The sequence below is a fragment of the Bacteroides caecigallinarum genome (assembly GCF_016902295.1).
Classification (GTDB): Bacteria; Bacteroidota; Bacteroidia; order Bacteroidales; family Bacteroidaceae; genus Phocaeicola; species Phocaeicola caecigallinarum_A.
In genome coordinates, this window is sequence record NZ_JACJLQ010000089.1 from 1 (window position 1) to 2,587 (window position 2,587).

Annotated in this window: 1 protein-coding gene; it reads left to right on the plus strand. The window is 37.2% G+C overall.

The genetic code is table 11. From position 1 onward, the window contains the following. Positions 1 to 273 precede the first annotated feature (273 nt). Positions 274 to 2,587: ABC transporter permease (locus H6A27_RS14185; RefSeq protein WP_204509155.1), on the plus strand; the 2,314-nt coding region annotated here is incomplete at its 3' end.

Sequence of the window (2,587 nt, forward strand, 5' to 3'; positions counted from 1 at the left end):
GCACATTTGCCTACCGCTCTCCGTTGCACTGGTGGGTATTCCTGCTGGCATTCGTCATGGTAGCGATAATTACCGTAGGAGTTGTCACACTATGCAGTTATAAGGCTGCATCGGAAAATCCGGCTGAAACACTGAAAAATGAATAAAAGAGATGACGAGGCTTCAGTTACAAGTTGACAAGGTTTGGCTTCACCGACCTTTGGTTCCGTCCGAATGACAACCTTGTCAACTCGTCAACTCGTAACTCATAACTCAAAAACTTAAAAACTCAAAATGAGAAGCATTATCAGACTATTCAAAGGTGCAGGAATACTTAACCTGTTAGGTATGACGGTTGCCTTTGCAGCAATATACATTATAATGGTTCAGGTGAATTACGACTGGAACTACAACAGCAAAATCAAGGACTTGGACCGTATATTCGTTATGACACATAAGGACTGGTACGAAGAAGGCAAATATAGCGTAAATCTCAGTCGTCCGATTGCAGAATCCATATTAAAGCAATCATCGATAGTAGAGGATTATACTGTAATTCAACCACACGGGAATTCTTCTGTGAAAATAAAGAAAGGCGATGAAACGAGAAAAGTAGAAATGAATATCACAGAAGCTACAAGTAAAGCTTTCAATCTTTTTGGATTTGAAGTCATAGCTGGTAAATTCGATGGAATGAACAAAGAAAAAACTGTAGCCATAAGCGAGAAGACCGCTAAAAAATTCAATTTAAAACCTGGTGATATTATCTGGATTGATACTTTTACTAAGCTGAATGAACAAAGAACAGTTACTGCCATATATAAAGGGATGCCAATCAATTCATTGTTCGGCAATATAGATTTGATTTATTGTGACATGCTGGAAAATGAAAATATTGAAAATTTCAGTGAATGGTCATACAAGTATTATGTAAAACTCAATAGTTCCGAAAGCATAGAAGACTATAATAACAGCATAAACAAAATAGCTAAAAGCGTATTTCAAAAATTAATAGACGAAAATACCTCAGAACAATCAACTGAAGAATATACAGACAAATATGCGATAAAGCTATTCCCTCTTCATGGCCTTCAGTTCAACAATATAGTATCAGATAATTCTACATCATATCAATGCAACAAAACAACAACTGTAACTCTATTCGTCGTTTCAATCCTTATTCTGGTTATAACCCTAATCAACTATCTTAACTTTTTCATGGCACAAATACCGGTAAAGTTGAGGTCTGTAAATACCAAGAAAATCTTAGGAAGTTCCAGATTATCTTTAGTTACCGGATTTATAGTCGAATCGGCAATACTTGTAATAGTATCATTGCTTCTGGCATATATTATTATAAAAGTTATAGGAAATTCTACATATGCAGAATTGATAAGTTGCCCGTTGAATATAGAGGAGAATGCGAACATTGCTGTTTTAACATTATTTGTAGCCTTGATAATGACAATTTCGGCAAGTATGTATCCTGCAATGTATATAACCTCGTTTTCTCCGGCAATGGCTATAAAAAGTACAATGGGAACTGCACGTAAGGGAAAATCTTTCAGATACATTCTTGTAAGTTTCCAGTTTACTATATCCATTATCTTCATAATGTGTGCCGCTTTCATAAAGATACAGTACGACTATATGATGAATTATGACATGGGATTCGATAAGGAATTTCTTTATACCGTAAAGGTCCCGGCAAACTGGAACAACCATGATTTATTCACGTCTGAACTTCAGAATAACATATCCATAAAAGAAGTGGCATGGGGAGATTCTCCTTTAGTCAGCGCTTTCAGAATGGGATGGGGACGCGACTTTAACGGTAAGGAAGTTTATTTCACCTGTTATCCTGTATCTTATAACTTTCTGAAGTTTATGGGTATAAACATTTCTGAAGGACGTGACTTTACTGAATCTGACGAAAAAAGCGATAAAGGTATCTTCATATTCAACAAAAAAGCGAAAGAAGATTTTGGACTGACTCTCGAAAGTAGAATTCATGGACATAAAGGAGAAACAGACATAGCAGGTTTTTGCGATGACTTCAAGTTCATGCCTTTACATTATAAGGTAGAACCTTTTGCTTTTTACGTGTTTGGAAAGAATCCATGGAGAGTACCAGCCCATCTTTATATAAGAAGTAATAAGGGAGCTACATACAGTGAAGTACAGGAAGCTGTAAGAAAAGTAACTGCAAAAATAGTTCCGGATTTCAACACCGAAGAAATAAACCTGAAGTTCTTCGACGAGGAACTCGGAACACAGTACCGTAAGGAACAGAAACTAATCAGCCTTATAACGCTGTTCACCATACTTGCAGTAATCATATCACTGATGGGAATAATCGGTCTGCTTATGTTCGAAACCAAGTTCCGCAGAAAGGAAATAGGTCTGCGAAGAGTTCATGGGGCAAGCATACGAGAGATACTGGAGATGTTCAACCGCAAGTTCTTCTACATACTGCTTATAAGCTTCCTGATAGCTGCACCTGTGGGATATATTGTAATGGATTATTACTATAGCACATTTGCCTACCGCTCTCCGTTGCACTGGTGGGTATTCCTGCTGGCATTCGTCATGGTAGCGATAATTACCG